Source organism: Mumia sp. ZJ430 (assembly GCF_011751845.1).
Lineage (GTDB): Bacteria > Actinomycetota > Actinomycetes > Propionibacteriales > Nocardioidaceae > Mumia.
On sequence record NZ_JAAHFK010000003.1, the window covers coordinates 659,262 to 678,434 of the forward strand.

The following is a 19,173-nucleotide window of genomic DNA, read 5'->3' on the forward strand; positions in this document are numbered from 1 at the left end:
CGTCCTCCTCGTTCTCGTCGCTCTTGCCTCGCTGTGGTGTCGTCAGCTCGCGAAGAGTCGTGCCTCCGCGCGCTCGTGCTGGGCGGACATGGCGTCCGCCATCGGGACGCACCCGCCCATGTCCTCGAGGTCACGACCGACCGCCTCGGCGGCCTCCTCGGCGATGACAGGTCCGACCGCGTGCAGCACGACCTGCACGTGCCGATGGTCGGAGAGCCGCAGACGCAGAGCCGCCCCGAGGAAGCTCACCGCGAACGCGAACATGTCCGAGGCGACCGCCTGCTCCGTGCCTACGCCGGTCGCCGCATAGGCGACTGCCGTCGCGACCGGCTGACAGCCCGGCGTCTCCTTGGCGGCCACGGCCCGCTTCCACTCCTCGAGCTCCGGTCCCCCGATCGCCTCGAGTGCGATGTCGGTGAGCTGGTGACCGCTGCGCACCGACGCCCGGCGCATCTCTGCGTTGAGCTTCGCGGCGAACAGCATCTCGTCGACCCGGCGTACGCGCTCCCAGTCACCGTCCTCGACCGCCTCGTGCGCCCGGGCGAGCGCCGTGGCGTCCCCCGGGCCGACGGAGTGCCGCAGCAGTCCGATGAGCAGACCCTCGATCCCGTCCTGGTCGACCGCACGCGCCTGGCTGAACCCCTCGAGCCCGTGCGACATCGTGTAGAAGCCGCTCGGGAACGCGGAGTCGGAGAGCTGGAGGCTCACCAGGAGGTCACGCACTGCGGTCGACGTCATCGCGGTCTCAGGCGAGGAAGAACAGCTGGGTCAGCGGCAAGGACTCCGCCGGCTCGATGTGTGCTGGCTTCCCGTCGTACGTCACCTTGTATGTCTCTGGGTCGACGTCGATGACCGGCAGCTGGTCGTTGTACATCATGTGCTGCTTGCCGATCGCCCGGCACCGCCGCACGGGCAGCACCTGGCTCTCCAGCCCCAGTTGCTCCGGGACGCCCAGGTCGATGGCGGCCTGGGACATGAAGGTGACCCGCGTCTTCTGCTGCGCCTTGCCGTACCCGCCGAACATCGGCCGGTAGTACACCGGCTGAGGCGTCGGCAGCGAGGCGTTGGGGTCCCCCATGAGCGCCCAGTTGATAAGGCCGCCCTTGATGACCATCCGCGGCTTCGCGGCAAAGGAGGAGACCGGCCAGAGCACGATGTCGGCGATCTTCCCGGCCTCGAGCGATCCGATGTAGTCGGAGACGCCTTGGGTGATCGCCGGGTTGATCGTCACCTTGGCGAGGTAGCGCAGCACCCGGAAGTTGTCGTTGCCCTCGTCGTCCTCCGGCAGTGGGCCGCGCACCTCTTTGTTGTGGTGGGCCGTCTGGAACGCGCGCGTCACGGACTCACCGATGCGCCCCATCGCCTGCGAGTCCGACGAGAACATCGACAAGACGCCCTCGTCGTGCAGCACGGTCTCCGCCGAGATGGTCTCCGCACGCACCCGCGAGTCCGCGAAAGCGACATCCTCGGGGATGTCGTGCGACAGGTGGTGGCAGACCATCACCATGTCGAGCAGCTCGTCCACCGAGTTCGCCGTGTACGGGAGCGTCGGGTTCGTCGAGGACGGGAGGATGTTGGGGTAGCCCGCAGCCCTCATGATGTCCGGCGCGTGACCACCGCCCGCACCCTCGGTGTGGTAGGTGTGGATCGTCCGACCGTCGATGGCGGAGATCGTGTCCTCCACGAACCCAGCCTCGTTGAGGCTGTCGGTGTGGATCGACACCTGAACGTCGTACTCGTCGGCCACGGTCAGCGCGTTGTCGATGACCGCTGGCGTCGAGCCCCAGTCCTCGTGCACCTTGAGCGAGGAGGCCCCGGCCTCGATCTGCTCGATGAGCGCCGCTGGCAGGGAGCCGTTGCCCTTGCCGTGAAAGCCCATGTTGACCCCCACGTCCTCCGCAGCCTGGATCATGCGGTGGAGGTTCCATGCACCCGGCGTCGTGGTGACGCCGTTCGTGGCGTCCGTCGGTCCGGTGCCGCCGCCGAACAGCGTCGTGATGCCGTTCGACAGCGCCGCCAGCGCCTGCTGCGGAGAGATGTAGTGCACGTGGCTGTCGATCGCCCCGGCGGTCGCGATGCAGTGCTCCCCCGCGAGCACCTCGGTCACGGCGCCGACGACCAGGCGGGGGTCGACCCCTTCCTGCAGGGCCGGGTTGCCCGATTTGCCGACACCGACGATCTTGCCGTCCTTGACCCCGATGTCGCCCTTGACCACACCGAGGACGGGATCGAGGACGATCGCGTTGGTGATGACGAGGTCGAGGGCACCCTGTGCGCCAGTGGCCTGTGGATCGGCCGCCATGCCGTCGCGTGCGGACTTGCCGCCGCCGTAGACGACCTCGTCGCCGTAGTGCCCCTCGTTGTAGTCCTTCTCGATCTCGATGACGAGGTTGGTGTCGGCGAGCTGAACCCTGTCGCCAGTCGTCGGACCGAAGAGATCCGTGTACTGCTTGCGCGAGACGATAGCCATCAGTTCTTCCTCGCCCTCTTCGCGGCGCCGGTCTTCTTCGCGGCGCCGGTCTTCTTCGCCGCGGTCGACTTCGTCGCCGCGCTGGACTTCTTGGCCGGTCGGGAACGTGCCGCCGGCTTGCCGTTCTTGAACTCGCCCTCGGTCATCCTGGCCATCGCGTCGATACGGGTCTGTCCGGCATCGAGCCCGCCGTCGACGAGGTTGTTGAACCCGTAGACGCGCCGCGAACCCGCGTACGCGGTCAGCGTGACGTTGCGCGTGTCGCCCGGCTCAAACCGCACGCCGGTCCCGGCCGGGATGTCGAGATGCATCCCGTACGCCTTCTCCCGCTCGAAGAGCAGGGCGCGATTGACCTCGAAGAAGTGGAAGTGCGACCCGATCTGCACTGCCCGATCACCCGTGTTGCTCACGGCGATCGTGACGCTCTCGCGCCCGGCATTGATCTCGATGTCGTCGTCGAGGTGGTGGTACTTAGGGCTTCCCAGCATGTGGTTCCCTCCGCTCTGTGCGGGCCCGCGCCAGAGGCGTAGCCCGATGGCTCAGTGGGGCGAGGTGAGGACCTCGTCGTGGGAGGCGCCGCGCTCGGCAGACGTCTCGTACGGTGCGTGGTGACGGGGATGCGGGTGGGAATGACCTCCCGCATCGACCTCGAACGCGTGTGAGTGGGCGTACCCGTGACCGTGGTCCGCGAGGAGGCCGGCAGCGATCCCGTCGAGCCCGTGGCTCAGGTCGTGCTGCGCGGCACCCACCCGGCGGCGGATGACGTCGAGCACGGCCCGCTCCGAGAGCAGCGGTCCGAAGAACGTCGCGTGCTCGGAGGGCAGCCCCGCCGGTGCGGTCCGCGCGAAGCCGGCCGGCACCACGACCACGTCGTCGGAACCGAGCAGGCGAGCCCGGTCCACGGCGTGTGCCAGGTCCGCCGTGGCAGCGACGCACGCCACCTCGACCTGGACGCCGGCACCGTGCGTGCGCACGAGGTGGGCGATGCGATGCAGCTCCGCGTCGTCGAACGGGTTGGACGACGGCGCGGTGACGAGCATCCCACTGCCGTGGCACTGTCGTGCCGTCTCCGTCGCAGCACGACGCAGCCAGGCAACCATGTGGTCGATGGTCCCGAAGCTCGGGCACAGAGCCACGCGTCCGGCGCCGGCGCTGGCTGCGATCCAGCTCAACGTCTTGGCGGCGTCGGCCACCATGACCGGGTCCCGGCCCCACGTCATGGGAAGGACCGCCACGCGGGCTTCATCCGCAGCGAGGTGCGTCGTGACGGCGTCGCGCAACGCGCGTCCGGGCGGGGTCACCACAGCACCAGGCAGCGCGTCGAGCAGCGGCACAAGGTCGCTCCCCTGAGCGCTCTCGTGGCCACCGACGAGAACCGTCGTGACCGCGCCGTGCTCCCCCGTCGGCATTACGTCAGGCCGCCACAGGATCGTGACAGGACACGAGCTTGCTGCCGTCGATGAACGTCGCCTCGACCTGGAGCAAGGCAAGGCGTTCGCGTACGCCGGGCATGCAGTCAGCCTCGGACACGACATGCTTGCCGAGCTCCATGCACTCCGCGACCGACTTGCCGTCACGTGCCGCCTCGAGGATTGCCTCGGAGACGAGAGCCTGGACTTCGCTGAGGTTGAGCTTGGTGCCGCGGTCTCGCCGCCGCCGGGCCAGCTCGGCGACCTGGTACACGTAGAGCTTGTCGATCTCTCGTGGCGTGAGATTCATTGCCTCGACCACCTTTCATGTTCGCGGCTGGCGACGGACAGACACCAACCTGGGTGTGTCGTACCTCATCCGATAGTTCGCTGGGGCCGTGTGCACCGCAAGTCGAAAGAGGCGTCTGACCAGCGCGAAGGATTCGCGAGGCGTATCTCGCCCGCGCCGTTAGCCTGACCGGGTGGAGGCCATCTGGTTCGTCCTGGGCGTCGTCGTCCTGACGGCGACACTGCTCGACGTCTTCCTCACGGCACTGAACTACGACGAGGCCGGGTTCATCAGCGGCGTGGTGACGCGTGTGCAGTGGCGCGTCCTACGTCAGATCACCCGGCGGCTTCCCCGTCGCTGGCGAGCGGTCGGCCTGCGCCAGGTCACCGGCATCCAGATCGTCGTCGTGATCGCCGTCTGGCTGTTCGGGATCATCCTCGGGTTCGGGCTGGTCTACTACGGGCTGATGTCGAAGTCGTCGTTCTCCGTCTCGGGCAGTGGCGCAGGGCTCACGCTCTTCGACGCGCTCTACTTCAGCGCCGCTCAGCTGTCGACCGTCGGCGGCTCGTCGCTGACAGCCGAGACCGACCTGCTGCGCTTCCTCAGCATCACCGAGACGCTGACCGGCGTCATCCTGATCTCCCTCGTCCTCACGTTCCTGCTCGGCGTGTACTCGGTCATCAGCGACCTCAACACCCTGTGCCGCTATTTCTTCACCGTCGAACGTGGTGCAGGCTCCCCCGTCGCGAGTCTCTCGCCCTTCTTCCGCGACGGGCAGCCCAACGGACTCGACGGCCATCTCGATGGCATCGTCGGCGCGTTCGCCGCGTACACCGACGGTCTCCGCTTCCACCACGCCGCGTACTACTTCCAGAGCGGACACGACCAGTTCGCGCTCCCGTACGCGCTCCGCATGCTCGCCGGGACGCTCGGGGCGCTCAGATGGGGCCTGCCTTCGGGGCACCCCGCGTCGACCGACCCCGGACTGGTCCCTCTCACCTTCCAGTTCCTCGAGTTCGGGGAGTACATAAAGAGGGGCGCACCCTGGAAGAGTCGCGACGTACCCGAAGTCGTGAGCGCCGAGGAGTTCACGACCCTCGTCCGGGATCACGGACGTGACGCGGGAGACGGCTGGGTCGGCCAGTTCGTCGACCTCGACGCGTCGATGGCGCGGCTCGCCCAGGTCGAGCCGCTCGCCGACATCGACGACGCCTATCAGCGCTACAGCCAGTGGCTGCCGTTCGCGTACCGGGCCCAGCAGATCGCCCTCGCCGTGAGCAAGGACCTCGACTACCAACCCGCCATCGTCACGGACAGACCGATCTCGCTCTTGCACAGCCACGACACTCTCGCCATGCAGACCGTTCTGGCGGAAGAGTCGTCACCGGTCCGTCCGCAGCCCGACCCGGCGCGCGAGCTCCCGGCCCCCGCAGGCTCCCGCCTCTCGCGCTGGTGGTCGTCGCTGGACCTGCGGCACTCCCAGGTCGATCCCGGGTACGCGCGTCTGCGCGCGGCAAGCCGAGCCGTCCTCGCGGCCGTCAGCGCCGCGCTCCTCCTCTATCTGTTCCTCGACGCGACCGGCCGTACCGCCCTGCAGCCGGCCATCTTCTGCGGGTTCGTGGGCATGCTGAGCACCGGGGCCTCAGGAGGCACGACGCCCCGCGCCGCGAGGATCACCAGTGCCCTCGTCGTCCTCCCGATCGGGGTCGTCGTGCTCCTGGGCGCCCTCGTCTCCGACTCTGTCCTGCTGACCGGAGTCCTCGTCGTCGTGGTCGCCTTGCTGGGCGTCTGGTCAGGGCGGTTCGGCCCTCGCTGGGCATCGCTCGGCCGCGTCACGTTCATGTCGTACTACTTCGCCCTGATCCTGCGGCTGGACATCTCGGAGGTGCTGCCGTACCTCTGCGCGGCCGTGGTCGGCGTCGCGATGGCATTCCTGTTCAACCACGTCCTGCTCCCGCCGCGACCCCGCCGGATCCTCCGCAGCGGGATCGACGGGTTCGGCCACCGCCTCCTGTCTTCGCTGGACCCGCTCCTCGACGCCGTCGCCGGGGCACGGTGGGATCCCGACATCCGTCGGCGTGTCTCTCTCAGCGAGCGCCAGCTCCGCAGAGACGCGGCGTTCCTCGAGGGTCAGCTGAGCGCCGACGAAAGCATGACGGACATCCCCGCCGAACGAGCCGCCGCGCTCCGGCTTCGGGTGTTCGACAGCGAGCTCGCGCTCACGAACCTCGTCATGGCGGCGCGCAACGTCACCGGCACGGTGATCTCGCTGGAGCTGCGTGGCCGACTTGCGGGCCGGATCGAGCTACTGCAGGCCCACCTCGTCCAGATGGCCAGACAGCCAGGGATCCCGGGCGCGGAGGCGCCCGCACGCGACGTGACCCCGCTCGCCCCATGGAGCGACGACGACCCACCTCCGACATGGCCGAAGGCGGCGCGGCTCCTGTACCAGGCGATCGGCGACCTCCACCGCTCCGCCCGCGAGTTCCGGACCGTCGCGGTGGCGACCCTCGACCCGACCGTCCCGTTCACCGCCGCCCTGAGCGACGACGTCGGCGTCGACAGCGAGCCCGACCGTTCCGTCGCGACGCCGACGCCGGACGCCGCAGCCGGCGGCCGACCGTTGTCCCCCACGACCCGCCTCGCCACCCAGGCCGCCGTCGCCACGGGCGCCGCGCTGACGATTGGCGAGATCGTCTCCGCGACCCACCAGTACTGGGCTGCGCTCGCGGCGTACCAGGTACTGGGTGGGACCAACGGCGAGACCTTCGTCAAGGGCGCGCAGCGTGTGGCCGGCACCGTCGCGGGCGCCGCGGTCGGCTTCTGGGTCGTGCTCTCGACCGACGCCGACGCCGCAGTGGTGCTCCCGCTGCTCGCCGTCGCGGTCTTCGGGTCGACGTACTACCGCCCGGTGGCCCCGGCGGTGTCGACGTTCTGGACCACGATGATCTTCGCCCTCCTGTACGAGTTCCTCGGTCGGCTCACCACGCTCGCGCTGGAGATCCGGGTCCTGGAGACGCTTTTCGGTGCCGCGATCGCCCTCGTCGTCTCTGTCGTCGTGCTGCCCACACGCACCCGTTCCGTCGTGAACAAGGACATCGCCTCCCTCGCGAAGGACGTCGACGCGATCGTGAGCGCGAGCCTGAGCCGGCTCGCCGGCGACCGGACGATCTCGAGGTCCGCGATCCGTCAGCGGCTCTTCCTCGCCGAGCAGCACGTCCGCACGATCGACACCGCCGCCGCACCGCTGCGACTCGCCCCCAGCGCCTTCGCGGTGGGTGCCTTCGAGGTGGGCGGTGTCGAGAGCCGGCTCACGGCGGTCTGGTCGCTGATGTACCACACCCGCCACCTCGTCGGAGCGGTCGAGCACGCGATCAGTGCAGGCGTCAGCACGACGGCCGAGGACTGGCGCGACCTCGGCGGCGCCACCAGTGAGAACGTCACCGCACTGACGACCGCGCTGAGCGGGAGCCTCCCAGGACGGGTCAACCCCGTCGTCACCGGCGACGACGGGCAGGAGGAAGACGGGCTGACGCCTGCGGCCTCCCGCGCCACGAAGGACGTCCTGCGCGAGCTCCAGCTGGTCAACCAGACGGTGCTGGCGCTCACCGAGGACATCTCACCCGGCGCCGTCAACGCCGCAGACAAGGGCGACGCCGTCCGCCTCTGAGGTGCGCGACACCCGACGCGCACCCTCGGTGAAGCCGCACTATGGTCGAATGATGACCACTGGGGCACGGCCGGCGTACCTGAAGGGTGCGTCGATCGCGCTCGTCTTCGTCGGCGGGGTCATCGGCGTAGCGGCACGCGAGGGCTTCATGCTCGCCGTTCCGAACGAGGACAACATCCCCATAGTCGTCCCGATCGTGAACATTCTCGGCGCGTTCGTGCTCGGCTACCTGTACGAGGCACTCACCCGTACCGCCCCTGGTCCGGAGTTGACCTCACGGCTCAAGCTGCTCATCGGCACCGGGTTCTGCGGCGGCCTCACGACCTACAGCTCGCTCGCGACGGACACCGCCGTGCTCTTCGACGACGACCGGGCCGGCATCGGCATCCTGTACGCCGTGGGGACGGTCGTCATCGGCGCGGGCGCGACGTTCGCCGGCATCGCGCTCGCGTCGACCCTTCACGAACGCAAGAGCGAGGGGACGGGGTCCGGCACATGACGTTCGCACTCTTCCTCCTGATGATCGTCTCCGGCGGGCTCGGCGCCACCGTGCGCTACGTGGTCGACGCGATGATCAAGGCCAAGACCACCCACTCGAAGTTCCCCTGGTCGACCGCGATCATCAACCTGACCGGCTCGCTCGTCCTGGGCTTCCTCACCGGCCTGGTCGTGAGCAACATCGCCTCGACCGACGTCAGCGCCGTCATCGGCACGGGATTCCTCGGCGGGTACACGACCTTCAGCACCGCCAGCTACGAGACCGTCACCTTGATCCGCGAGAAGCGCTGGGGGCTCGCCGTCGCGTACGGGTTCGGGATCCTGGCGGCCGCCGTCGCGCTGGCGGTCCTCGGCTACGTGTGGGGCAAGAGCCTCTAGGAAGCGCGCGGCTACTCGGCGAAGATCGCGAGCGTCCGCGCGACACAGACGGGCTTGTCGACGCCCTCGGCCTCGACGGTGAACTCGACCGTGACCCGCTGGCCGAGCGCGACGGGGACGATCTCGATGAGCTTCGCCCGCCCTCGGACCTTGGAGCCGACTGGCAGCGGCGCCGGGAAACGGACCTTGTCAGAGCCGTAGTTGACGCCCATCTTCACGCTCTCGACCTTGTAGGTCTCGGCCGACAGCTTCGGGATCAACGACACCGTGAGGTAGCCGTGCGCGATGGTCCGACCGAATGGCCCCTGTGCGGCCTTCTCCGGGTCGACGTGGATCCACTGGTGGTCGCCGGTCGCCTCGGCGAAGAGGTTGACCTGCTCCTGAGTGACCTCGTGCCAGTCACTGACGCCGAGCTCCTCGCCCGTGCACGACGCGAGCTCGGCGAGGTTCTTGAAGGTGCGCATCCGGAATCCTCCGTACTAAGCGATCGCTTACGGCACGCCGATCCTAGAGTGCCGCCGTGATGTGCGGCACACCGGCCGTCTCACCGTACGAACCACGGGACCGCGGCGAGGAGGACACCGAGCGCGAGCAGGCCGGAGTCTGCAGGCGTCCACGGCGCAGGCTCGGCCCACGTACGGGTCTGCGCGCCGGCGAACCCGCGTGCATCCATCGCCACCGACATCCGCGCGGCGTCACGCAGCGCGCTGACCAGCAGCCCGAACGCGAGCGACACCGCGTGCCGCGCACGAGAGAGCGGGTTGCGGGTCGGCCCGTACCCACGCGCACGTCGCGTTCGGTCGAGCTGTCCCCACGTCTCGCGCAGGGCACCGAAGCGCTGCATCGCCGCGGCGAACGCAACCACCGGCCGCGCCGGCATCCTCAGCCGCTGCCCGAGCTGGTCGGCGAGCCTCGAGGGGTCGACGAAGGCGGCCAGCACCGCTCCTGGCAGAGCGAGGACGACGATCCTGAGACCGGCTGTCAGTGCGACCTCGACGTCGCGGCCGCCAAGCCACCACGTCGACCACACCAGCGAGACCGACGCCACGGCGATCGCCGTGAACCGCGCCAGCGCGAACCGCGGCGACGGCAGCAGCACCGCGCCCGCGAGCACGTAGGCACCCAGGGCCACGACGGCCGTACGAAGGTCGTGTACGGCGAACGACGCCACGATCGCGAGCATGCCCACGGCCAGCAGAACCAAGGGGTTCGCGGCGGGGACGAGGCGTCTCATCGCGCGTCCTCCGCAGTCCTGGCCGGCTCGGCGTTGCGTCCGCCCGCGAGTCGCACCAGGTGATCCGCGCGGGCCGCGAGCACGCCGTCGTGGCTCGCCGCGGCAACTGCCGCGCCTTCCCGGGCCGCCGCGAGCATCCAGCCGGCGACCGCTGCCCAGGTCCCACGGTCCTGCCCGACCGTGGGTTCGTCGAGCAGGAGGACGGGCGGTCGGTGGGCGAGCGCGGCGGCGAGGGCGAGCCGGCGCTGCTCGCCACCGGACAGCCGGTACGGGTTCACCTCGGCCAACGACTCGAGACCGAGGTGCGCGAGCACCGCGTCGACGTCGACCACTGCCCCGACCTGCCGAGACGTCGCCGCGACCTCGTCGCGGACCCGGGTCGTCAAGAATCCGTGCTCGGGATTCTGAGGGACCCACCCGACGACCGCGGCGAGCGCACGAGAGCGCATCCGGTGTGGGGGCACGCCCAGTCCTCGCACCTCCCCCGAGGTCGGGCGCTGCAGTCCGCCGAGCGTCGCGAGCAACGTCGACTTGCCGGCACCGCTCGGCCCACCGAGGACGGTGACGGCTCCCGGTACGAGCACGGCGTCGACCTCACGGAGGGCGGGTGTGCGCGTGGTCCCCCGGACGTCGCTGCGGCGAAGGTCGACGCTCAGCGCGACGGCCTCGAGGGTCGGCGCAGGATCGCGCGGCGTGACGAGGGCAGCCGGTGGCGGGGCCGCCACCGGCGCGGGCGCACCCGGCATCCACACCCCCGCCGACGCGAGGTCGTCACGCATCGTCTCCGCGAACGTCGCCGGATCGGTATCGGCGACCACCGCGCCGTCACGCCCGAGCACGACGACCCGGTCGACGTGGCCGAGCCACGCGGCGAGCCGGTGCTCGACGACGACGAGAGTCGCGCCGGTCTCGGCCACCACCTCGGCAACGCAGTGGCGTACGGCCTCGGCGTTGGCGTCATCGAGCATCGACGTCGGCTCGTCGAGGAGCAGGACGTCGGCCCGCGACGCGAGCACCCCGGCGAGCGCGGCACGTTGGAGCTCGCCGCCGGAGAGCGCCGAGGTCGGGTGCTGGATCCCGTACGGCAGCCGTACGGCCTCGAGGGCGGCGCGGACCCTCGGCCAGATCGCGTCGCGCGGCACGCGGGCGTTCTCCAGACCGAAGGCGACGTCGCGCCCGAGGCGATCGGCGACGCCAGCGTCCCCGGGGTTCTGGAGGAGCAGCCCGACGCGACCCACGGTCTCGACCTCGCCGAGCAGGTCACCGTCGGCGGCGGTCGCGAGCACCCCGGCGGCGGCGCGGAGCACCGTCGACTTGCCGGCGCCGGAGGGGCCCGCGAGAAGCACCCGCTCGCCGGGCTCGATCCGCAGGTCGAGATCGGCCACGACCGACGAACGCCGACCGAGCGGACGCCAGCCGAAGCCGCGGAGGGAGACCGAGCCGGTCACGCCTGTGCGGGGCTGGTCGCTGCCGCGCGCTCGTGGTGCTCGCGGCCCGGACCGAAGGCGTCGAGGGACCCGGTCGAGGCGAGCGCACGCACCAGCGCCCACCCACCGACGCCGGCGACGAGCGCACCCGAGACCACGAGGAACGCGAGGTAGGTGAGCTGGTAGCCGAACGACCAGTCCGCGTAGTACGCGAACCACTCGTACACGGCCTCACCCGCACCGGCCAACGCGCCTGCGAGCGCGGCCGCGACGACACCCCAGCGCCGATAGAGCAGGACCGCGAAGACGAGCTCGGCGCCGAACCCTTGGATCAGCCCCGAGACGACGACGGACATGCCCCACTGGTTGCCGAGCAGCGCCGACATCGTTGCCGCGACGAGCTCGGTGCCGACGGCGGCGCCGGGCTTGCGGACGACGAGACCGCCGACGACGCCGCCGAGCAGCCAGACGCCGCAGATGAGCCCCGAGCTCGGCGGAAACGCGAACAGCGCGGTGCCGCTGACCACGGCGAACAGCTGGTTCCAGCCCCAGAAGACCACGCCGAGCGCGACGCCGAGCATCGCCACGGTGACGAGGTCGACCGTGCGGTAGCGGGTGGTCGCGGACGCGCGAGAACGAATGGCCTCAGCCATGGATGACTCCCTTCGCCGGTGCTAACCGGTGCAGGTTCGGAGGGTCTGCGGCCTTTCCGCACTCTCAGCGCGCCGTGCCCGTAGGCACCCGCGCTCCCCTGTCGTGGGGTCGACTCTAGCCCCCCGCCTGCTCCGCGTACACCGCGTCTCGCGCACACTGCGTCAGCGGGCCGGCAGGACGAACGGCACCTCCTCGCCCCGCGCGAGGGTCACGAGGGGGTCGGAGAGGTCAGGTCAGCAGGCTGTCGCGGCCGAACATCGCAGCCGTCGCACGCGCGGACGGCGTCCCCAGATCCGGGTCTGCACCCGCGCCGATGAGGACCGACACCACCAGGTCCTCGCCCTTGAAGATGGCGCCGGCGAGCGGGCTCTGACCCCGGTCGTTGAGCCGGTTGACGTCCGCGCCGGCGTCGAGCAGCCGCTGCACGATGTCGGCGTGGCCGTGATAGGCCGCGAGCATCAGCAGCGTGTTGCCGCTGGAGTCGGTCAGCTCCACGGGGACTCCGGCGTCGACGTACGCCAGCAGCGTGTCGGCGTCGCCGTCGCGCGCCAGGTCGAACATCCGGTGCGCGAGCTCGACCACCGCCGGATCAGGGCGCGCGCTCTCGCTCATAACGGGGACCTTACCGGGCGATCCCTTCGATGCTCCCTCTCACGAAGTCGCCGAACTCCCGGTGCCCGTCGCGCGTGAGGTGCAGCCCGTCCTCGAGGTAGGCCAGGTCGAGCCCGACCGCCGAGACGTACGAGGCGCCGTGGGCCTCGGCCAGTCTGGCGAGGTCGGCGTCGACGTGATGCACACCCGCCTCACGGGCAGGGGCGACTGCCGGACCGACCACGACGACGGGCAGCCCCTCGACCGCACGCATCACCCGCGCGAAGCCTGCTCGTACGGCCTCCAGCGGCTGGTCGACGTCGTTGAGCCCACCTTGGACGAGCACGAGGTCGGCACCGCCGGCCACGGCGCGCGCGGCCCGCTCGGCGAACCACGAGCCCTCGCACGGGCTCGCGTACCGGCTGAAGCCCGACCCGGAGAACGCGTCGACGTGGACCTGGCCGGACAGCCGGGCGGTCCATGCGTCACCGGCATCGTCGAGCCCTCGGCCCGCCGACCACGAGTCACCGATCACGACGACCCGCTGGCCGACCGCGGACGGCACCGCCGCGCGGCGCGCCTCCGACTCCGCGGTGAACCGCTCGCACCGCGCGGCGTCGGCACGGCCCCCGCCGAGCTCCAGGAGCAGCACACCGCTCAGCAGCGTGAGCACGAGCACTGCCGCGACCCGCATCCGCCACGACGCGTCGAGCAGGCGCGGTCGGGCAGCACGGAGAACTCTCACGACTCCATGATCCCTCGCGCGCGGCCCTGAGGGGCCAGAACCGCGACGGTCAGGCCACGTAGACCTTGCGCAGCGTCTCGCGGACCTCCCACACCGTACGGTCGCCGGCGTACAGACGTGCGGCGACGCCGGGACGCAGCTCGAGAGCGCTGCCGTCCTCAAAGCGCACGGTTGCGTCTCCGGACAGCACGACGAACACCTCGTCGATCTCGGTGTCGCGCACGGCGCCCGCGGTGATCTCCCAGAGGCCGACCGAGAGGTCACCGAACGTCGCGAGTGCCGTCGACGCGACGGCCGGGGTCCCGTGCACGACGTCGGCCGGGTCGAGGGCGCCGGGCTGCAGGGGGTGCGCCTCGACGTCCCCAGACAGAAGCCGCGCGGCCGCCCATTCGCCCGTCACGAGTCGAACCCCAGGCCGACGGCGTCCATCGCCCGCAGCCACGCGTTGCGTACGCCCTCGTGGTGGTCGGCGCGATCGAGCGACCACCGCGTCAGGTTGATGCCGACCGCGGCGGCAGGCTCCGGCGGGAACGGCAGAGGCTTCTTGCGGACCATCTCGACCTCGGTCCGCGGCGTCCGCTCGCCGGCCAGCCGGTCGAGCATCACGTCGGCCGCGAAGTGGGTCGCGGCGACACCGAGTCCGGTGAAGCCGGCCGCGTACGCGACCCGCCCCTGCTTCGCGAGTCCGAAGAACGCGCAGAACCGCGTCGACGTGTCGATGGCGCCTGCCCACCGGTGGGTGAAGCCGATGCCCTCGAGCTGCGGGAACGTCGTGAGGAAGTGCGACGCGAGCGTCCGATAGGTCTCAGGCCGGTGCTCGTACGCCGATCGGACCTTGCCGCCGTAGTGGTAGACCGCGTCGTAGCCGCCGAACAGGATCCGGCCGTCCGCAGACTGCCGGTAGTAGTGGAACTGGTTCGCCATGTCGCTGACGCCCTGCCGGTTGTCCCAGCCGATCGCGTCGCGCTGGGCGGCGGTCAGCGGCTCGGTCATCAGCGCGTAGTCGTAGACCGGCACGGTGAACAGGTCGTACCGCGGGAGCAACGACGGGAACACGTTCGTCGCGAGCGCCACCCGGTCCGCCCGCACCGAACCGCGCGGCGTCCGTACGAGCACCGGCCCGCGGCGCCCGGACGTCTCCAGCGACTCGGCAGCGCTGTACTCGAAGATCTCGACGCCGAGACCCGCCGCGACGCGAGCGAGCTCCTTGGCGAGCTTCGCCGGGTGCAGCATCGCCGTCGAGTCGCGGTGCCAGACGCCGGCGAGGTACGTCGGGCTGTCGACCTGCGCCCGTACGGCGTCGGTGTCCAGGAATTCGCCGGACCCCTCCTCGAGCCACGCCACCTGGTGCGGTTCCACGGCGACGTCGAGCGACCCCGTGCGCTCCAGCTCGCAGTCGATGCCGAGCGCGTCGACCGCCTTGCACAGCGACTCGAGGTTGTCCTGCCCCAGCCGCTCGAGCGTGTCGTACTCGTCGGGCCAGCGTGACCGGCCGTTCTCCTCGCCGTGCGTGAGGCTCGCGTCGCAGAAGCCGCCGTTGCGCCCGGACGCGGCCCAGCCGACCGTCTGCGCCTCCAGGACGGCGACGCGCGTGCCAGGGTTGCGCAGCTTGGCCTTCACCGCCGTCCACAGGCCCGTGTAGCCGCCCCCGACGACGAGCAGGTCGGTCGTGTGCGCACCGGCCAGCGGCGGGTACGCGACGGTGTCACCGACGTCGTCGAGCCAGAAGCAGCCGTCGCGCGTCGCCTCGAGCGACGCGTCGACGATTGCTGCGGGCGGTGCGAGTCGCTCGAAGACGGTCGACCGCACCATGGCTAACGCGCCACGTGGGCGTCGCCGACGGACAGGGCCTCGTCGAGGATCCGCAGGCCGTCGCGCGCGTCGTCGTGGCCGATGTTGAGCGCGGGGACCACGTGGATGCGGTTGTAGTTGACGAACGGGAGCAGCCCGTTCTTCTTGCACGCGGCCACGATCTCGTTCATCGCCGGGCTCGAGCCGCCGTACGGAGCCAGCGGCTCGCGCGTCTGCGGGTCGGCGACCAGCTCCAGCGCCCAGAAGGCCCCGATGCCGCGGACCTCGCCGACACACGCGTGCTTCGCGGCGATCTCGGCGAGACCGGGTCCGAGGACGTCGGTCCCGAGCGTCGCCGCCGCCTCGACGATGCGCTCGTCCTTCATCGTCTCGAGCGTCGCGACGGCGGCCGCGCACGCGAGCGGGTGGCCCGAGTACGTCAGGCCGCCGGGGTAGACGCGCTCGGCGAACGTGTCGTAGATCGGCTCGGAGATGATGACGCCACCGAGCGGGACATAACCCGAGGTGATGCCCTTGGCGAAGGTGATCAGGTCGGGCTTCGCGTCGTACAGGTCGAGCGCGAACCACGTGCCCGTACGCCCGAAGCCGGCCATGACCTCGTCGGCGATCCAGACGATCCCATAGCGGTCGCAGATCTCGCGCACACCCTCGAGGTAGCCCGGCGGCGGCGGCATGATGCCGGCGGTCCCGGGGATGGTCTCGAGGATGATCGCGGCGATCGTGGCCGGACCCTCCATCTGGATCGTGTGCTCGAGGTGGGCGAGGGCGCGCTCGCACTCCAGGGCCTCAGTCGTCGCGTGGAACTCCGAGCGGTAGAGGAACGGCCCGAAGAAGTGGACCACTCCGTCGGCGGCGTAGTCGTTCGGCCAGCGCCGCGGGTCACCGGTGAGGTTGACCGCCGTCTGTGTCCCGCCGTGGTACGACCGGTAGCGGCTCAGCACCTTGCGGCGGCCGGTGTGCAGCCGCGCCATGCGGACCGCGTGCTCGACGGCGTCGGCGCCGCCGTTGGTGAAGAAGACGCGGTCCATCCCCTCGGGAGCGAGCTCGGCGATGAGGTGCGCGGCCTGCGAGCGGGCCGCGTTGGCGTGCTGCGGCGCGATCGTGCACAGCGTCGCCGCCTGGTCCTGGATCGCCTTCACGACGCGCGGGTGCTGGTGGCCGATGTTGGTGTAGACCAGCTGCGACGAGAAGTCGAGGTAGCGCTGGCCCTGGTCGTCGACGAGGTAGCTCCCCTCGGCGCTCTCGACAACCATCGGCGTCAGCGCCGCCTGCGCCGACCACGAGTGGAAGACGTGCGCGCGGTCGAGCTCGTACGTGCGGTTGCTCATCGAGATCCTTTCGCTGGTTGAGCTCTGTCGCTGGTTGAGCTCTGTCGAAACCCGCTCAGCTGTTCTTCGGGAAGGCGAGCTCGAGGCCGCCGACGGGCTTGACCGCGGGGTCGCCCCAACGGGAGGTGACCACCTTGCCACGGGTGAAGAAGTGCACGCCTTCGGTGCCGTGGGCGTGGCTGTCGCCGAACAGCGAGCTCTTCCAGCCGCCGAAGGAGTAGTACGCCATCGGGACCGGGATCGGGACGTTGATGCCGATCATGCCGACCTCGACGTCGTACTCGAACTTGCGTGCCGCACCGCCGTTGCTCGTGAACAGCGCGACGCCGTTGCCGTACTGGTTCGCGTTGATGAGCGCGACAGCCTCGTCGTACGTGTCGACCCGGACGACCGAGAGCACCGGACCGAAGATCTCGTCGGTGTAGACGCTCATGTCGGTGGTGACGTTGTCGAGCAGCGTCGGGCCGAGCCAGAAGCCGTCGGCGCCACCGTCGGCGACGACGTCACGACCGTCCACGACGAGCTTGGCGCCCGCCTCCTCACCGGCGTCGACGTACGAGGCGACCTTGTCGCGGTGCACCTGCGTGACAAGCGGGCCCATGTCGGCGCCCTCGGTCCCGTCGCCCGTACGCAGCGTGCGGGTGCGGTCAGCGATCTTCGCGACGAGCTCGTCGCCGACGCCACCGACGGCGACGACGACCGAGATGGCCATGCAGCGCTCGCCGGCCGAGCCATACCCGGCGCTGACGGCCTGGTCCGCGGCGAGGTCGAGATCGGCGTCGGGCAGGACGACCATGTGGTTCTTGGCCCCGCCGAGGGCCTGGACGCGCTTGCCGGACTGGCTGGCGCGCTCGTAGACGTAGCGGGCGATCGGGGTCGAGCCGACGAAGCTGATGGCCTTGACGTCGGGGCTGTCGAGCAACGCGTCGACGGCCACCTTGTCGCCCTGGAGGACGTTGAAGACGCCGTCGGGAAGTCCCGCGTCCTTCCAGCGCTCGGCGATCCAGAGCGCGGCGGACGGGTCCTTCTCGCTCGGTTTCAGCACGACGGTGTTGCCCGCGGCGATCGCGATCGGGAAGAACCACATCGGCACCATGGCCGGGAAGTTGAAGGGGCTGATGATGCCGACCACGCCGAGCGGCTGGCGCTTGGAGTGGACGTCGACGCCCGTCGAGACGCCCTCGGAGTAGCCGCCCTTGAGCAGGTGCGGGATGCCGCACGCGAACTCGACGACCTCGATACCCCGGGTCACCTCGCCGAGCGCGTCGTCGAGCACCTTGCCGTGCTCGGCGGTTATCAGGGCGGCAAGTTCCTCCTTGCGCGCATTGAGGATCTCGCGGAACGCGAAGACGATCTGGGTCCGCTTGGTGATCGAGGTCTCGCCCCACGCACGGGCGGCTGCTGCGGCGGCGCCGATGACGCGCTCGGCGTCGGCCTCGTCGGCGAAGGCGACCTGCGCGGTCACGGCGCCGGTGGCGGGGTTCGTGACGTCACCGGTACGGGCGGACGCCGTCTCGGCGCTGCCGAGGTACGGGGCGCCGTCGAGCCAGTGCGGGATCAGGGTCGAAGTGCTCATGGGTACGAGCGTGAGCCCGCAGGCCCCCGTACGGCAACTGACGACGTGTCACCGACAACCTCCCGCAGGAGACGGACTGTCCGGAGCAGCTCACCGGCGCGGGAGGCCACGCTCCACCATGAAAGCGACGGCAGGATTCATCCGTACAGGAATGAGCTCGGTCGAGGGATGTTCGTTCGCCCACACACGGAAGAGCTCATCGACAAACCCCTGACCGACCATGTCCACACGGTCGAAGTCCAGCTCCACCTGATCGAACTCCTCCAGTCCGACCGCAAGCCGCTTCGCTTCGCTCCGACTCACGAACTCCGAGCCGATCTCGAACAGCTCGATCACGGGCCTCGATCGGGCGAACTCATGATTCGTCGTGAACTCGGCGAAGACCTCAGCGAGATGACGCTCGGTCGCGAGCGCGATCGCGATCCTGACGGTCGTCCCTGTCACCACCTCGGAGATCCCGACCCCGATGTCGTCGCGCAGGTTGTCGACGAACCAGCGCAGACCGTTGCTCGCCAGTTCGAACGTGTCGACCGCCTTGGAGGTGAAGAAGATGCCCTCCCCCGTGTGCGCCTCGCTCATCGTCGTCCGCTTCCCCTTGGTCAGCTCGGCGATCGAAGCGAAGAGGTCAGGGAGCTCGAACGAGTCCCGGAGATGCGCCAGCGTGCCGACCCCGTCATCGGCAATCTCGATCCACAGGACACCGCCGTCGATCCCCACCTGCACGTCGACGTGATACCCGCTCGAGTGATCGATGGCATTGTTGAGGATCTCGGTGAAGGCATAGCCAGCGATCACACGGGCACGCGGCAGCGACTCGAGCTCGCCGAGCGTGAGGCGGACATCGCGCCAGACGAGATCCTCGGCCAGGTCGGCCAGGTCGAGCCTCTGGCGTGACCGAGGCACTCTCGCACGGTCAGGGACCACTTCTGCCAGGCGATGAGCGCGGTACGACGCGACTGCGAGGGCCCGATCGAACCGTCGATGCCCGCCGGCTGTCCGCACCGAGGGGATCACTTCTGCGTCAGCCAACTGCCGCACGCGGCTCACCGACAGCCCGAGAAGCCGCGAAAGCGCACCGATGCCGAGGACCTC

General features: G+C 70.1%; 18 protein-coding genes, 1 pseudogene and 1 riboswitch. Of the genes and pseudogenes, 3 read left to right on the forward strand and 16 right to left on the reverse strand.

Annotated features, from left to right (window positions below):
* Nucleotides 1-42 precede the first annotated feature (42 nt).
* The 5 genes and pseudogenes from HCT63_RS15310 to ureA form a co-directional block, all read right to left on the reverse strand.
* Nucleotides 43-738 carry an urease accessory UreF family protein gene (locus HCT63_RS15310; protein WP_167006576.1) on the reverse strand — a complete coding sequence of 232 codons (696 nt, stop codon included), beginning with the start codon at nucleotides 736-738 and terminating at the stop codon, nucleotides 43-45.
* Between the two features lie 7 nt (nucleotides 739-745).
* The gene (ureC, locus tag HCT63_RS15315; protein WP_167006579.1) at nucleotides 746-2,470 is read right to left on the reverse strand and encodes an urease subunit alpha; all 1,725 of its coding nucleotides are present in this window, start codon (nucleotides 2,468-2,470) and stop codon (nucleotides 746-748) included.
* A gap of 182 nt (nucleotides 2,471-2,652) precedes the next feature.
* Nucleotides 2,653-2,958, reverse strand: a pseudogene (ureB, locus tag HCT63_RS20540) (urease subunit beta); the annotation flags it as partial.
* Nucleotides 2,959-3,009: 51 nt separating this feature from the next.
* A complete protein-coding gene (locus tag HCT63_RS15325) occupies nucleotides 3,010-3,879 on the reverse strand; it encodes a cobalamin biosynthesis protein CbiX (protein ID WP_167006585.1) in 870 nt (289 codons plus the stop codon).
* 4 nt (nucleotides 3,880-3,883) lie between these two features.
* The gene (ureA, locus tag HCT63_RS15330; protein ID WP_167006588.1) at nucleotides 3,884-4,189 is read right to left on the reverse strand and encodes an urease subunit gamma; all 306 of its coding nucleotides are present in this window, start codon (nucleotides 4,187-4,189) and stop codon (nucleotides 3,884-3,886) included.
* A gap of 172 nt (nucleotides 4,190-4,361) precedes the next feature.
* Between ureA and HCT63_RS15335 the strand changes: the two genes are divergently transcribed.
* From HCT63_RS15335 to crcB, 3 genes are read left to right on the forward strand one after another with little or no spacing between them, the layout of a single operon-like run.
* Entirely contained in the window at nucleotides 4,362-7,838 is a 3,477-nt protein-coding gene (locus tag HCT63_RS15335; protein WP_167006591.1) for an FUSC family protein, read from the forward strand.
* 52 nt (nucleotides 7,839-7,890) lie between these two features.
* Nucleotides 7,891-8,337 (forward strand): CrcB family protein, encoded by a 447-nt coding sequence (locus HCT63_RS15340; RefSeq protein ID WP_208322456.1) that lies wholly within the window; start codon nucleotides 7,891-7,893, stop codon nucleotides 8,335-8,337.
* On the forward strand, nucleotides 8,334-8,714 hold the full coding sequence (gene crcB / locus HCT63_RS15345) for a fluoride efflux transporter CrcB (protein ID WP_167006597.1): 381 nt from the start codon (nucleotides 8,334-8,336) through the stop codon (nucleotides 8,712-8,714). Before HCT63_RS15340 ends, crcB begins: the two co-directional genes overlap by 4 nt.
* Before the next feature lie 11 nt (nucleotides 8,715-8,725).
* Here the strand turns inward: crcB and HCT63_RS15350 are convergent, their stop codons facing one another.
* The 11 genes from HCT63_RS15350 to HCT63_RS15400 form a co-directional block, all read right to left on the reverse strand.
* Nucleotides 8,726-9,178 carry a MaoC family dehydratase gene (locus tag HCT63_RS15350; RefSeq protein WP_167006600.1) on the reverse strand — a complete coding sequence of 151 codons (453 nt, stop codon included), beginning with the start codon at nucleotides 9,176-9,178 and terminating at the stop codon, nucleotides 8,726-8,728.
* 80 nt (nucleotides 9,179-9,258) lie between these two features.
* Nucleotides 9,259-9,948 (reverse strand): energy-coupling factor transporter transmembrane component T, encoded by a 690-nt coding sequence (locus HCT63_RS15355; protein ID WP_167006603.1) that lies wholly within the window; start codon nucleotides 9,946-9,948, stop codon nucleotides 9,259-9,261.
* The gene (locus tag HCT63_RS15360) at nucleotides 9,945-11,396 is read right to left on the reverse strand and encodes an ABC transporter ATP-binding protein (protein WP_167006606.1); all 1,452 of its coding nucleotides are present in this window, start codon (nucleotides 11,394-11,396) and stop codon (nucleotides 9,945-9,947) included. The genes HCT63_RS15355 and HCT63_RS15360 overlap by 4 nt, the downstream gene beginning before the upstream one ends.
* Nucleotides 11,393-12,028 carry an ECF transporter S component gene (locus HCT63_RS15365; RefSeq protein ID WP_167006609.1) on the reverse strand — a complete coding sequence of 212 codons (636 nt, stop codon included), beginning with the start codon at nucleotides 12,026-12,028 and terminating at the stop codon, nucleotides 11,393-11,395. The genes HCT63_RS15360 and HCT63_RS15365 overlap by 4 nt, the downstream gene beginning before the upstream one ends.
* Nucleotides 12,019-12,138, reverse strand: a riboswitch (TPP riboswitch). Its footprint overlaps the gene before it by 10 nt.
* 119 nt (nucleotides 12,139-12,257) lie before the next feature.
* Nucleotides 12,258-12,641: an ankyrin repeat domain-containing protein gene (locus HCT63_RS15370; protein ID WP_167006612.1), complete on the reverse strand. Its 384-nt coding sequence runs from the start codon at nucleotides 12,639-12,641 to the stop codon at nucleotides 12,258-12,260.
* 10 nt (nucleotides 12,642-12,651) lie between these two features.
* Entirely contained in the window at nucleotides 12,652-13,365 is a 714-nt protein-coding gene (locus tag HCT63_RS15375) for an SGNH/GDSL hydrolase family protein (protein ID WP_167006616.1), read from the reverse strand.
* A 49-nt stretch (nucleotides 13,366-13,414) separates the two neighbouring features.
* Complete coding sequence (locus tag HCT63_RS15380) at nucleotides 13,415-13,765, reverse strand: cupin domain-containing protein (protein ID WP_243843056.1); 351 nt, start codon at nucleotides 13,763-13,765, stop codon at nucleotides 13,415-13,417.
* On the reverse strand, nucleotides 13,762-15,177 hold the full coding sequence (locus tag HCT63_RS15385) for an FAD-dependent oxidoreductase (RefSeq protein WP_208322457.1): 1,416 nt from the start codon (nucleotides 15,175-15,177) through the stop codon (nucleotides 13,762-13,764). Before HCT63_RS15385 ends, HCT63_RS15380 begins: the two co-directional genes overlap by 4 nt.
* Nucleotides 15,178-15,179: 2 nt before the next feature.
* Entirely contained in the window at nucleotides 15,180-16,505 is a 1,326-nt protein-coding gene (locus tag HCT63_RS15390; RefSeq protein WP_167006619.1) for an aspartate aminotransferase family protein, read from the reverse strand.
* Between the two features lie 55 nt (nucleotides 16,506-16,560).
* The gene (locus HCT63_RS15395) at nucleotides 16,561-18,081 is read right to left on the reverse strand and encodes a CoA-acylating methylmalonate-semialdehyde dehydrogenase (RefSeq protein WP_167006622.1); all 1,521 of its coding nucleotides are present in this window, start codon (nucleotides 18,079-18,081) and stop codon (nucleotides 16,561-16,563) included.
* A 90-nt stretch (nucleotides 18,082-18,171) separates the two neighbouring features.
* The gene (locus HCT63_RS15400) at nucleotides 18,172-18,984 is read right to left on the reverse strand and encodes a DUF4325 domain-containing protein (RefSeq protein ID WP_243843057.1); all 813 of its coding nucleotides are present in this window, start codon (nucleotides 18,982-18,984) and stop codon (nucleotides 18,172-18,174) included.
* Nucleotides 18,985-19,173 lie beyond the last annotated feature (189 nt).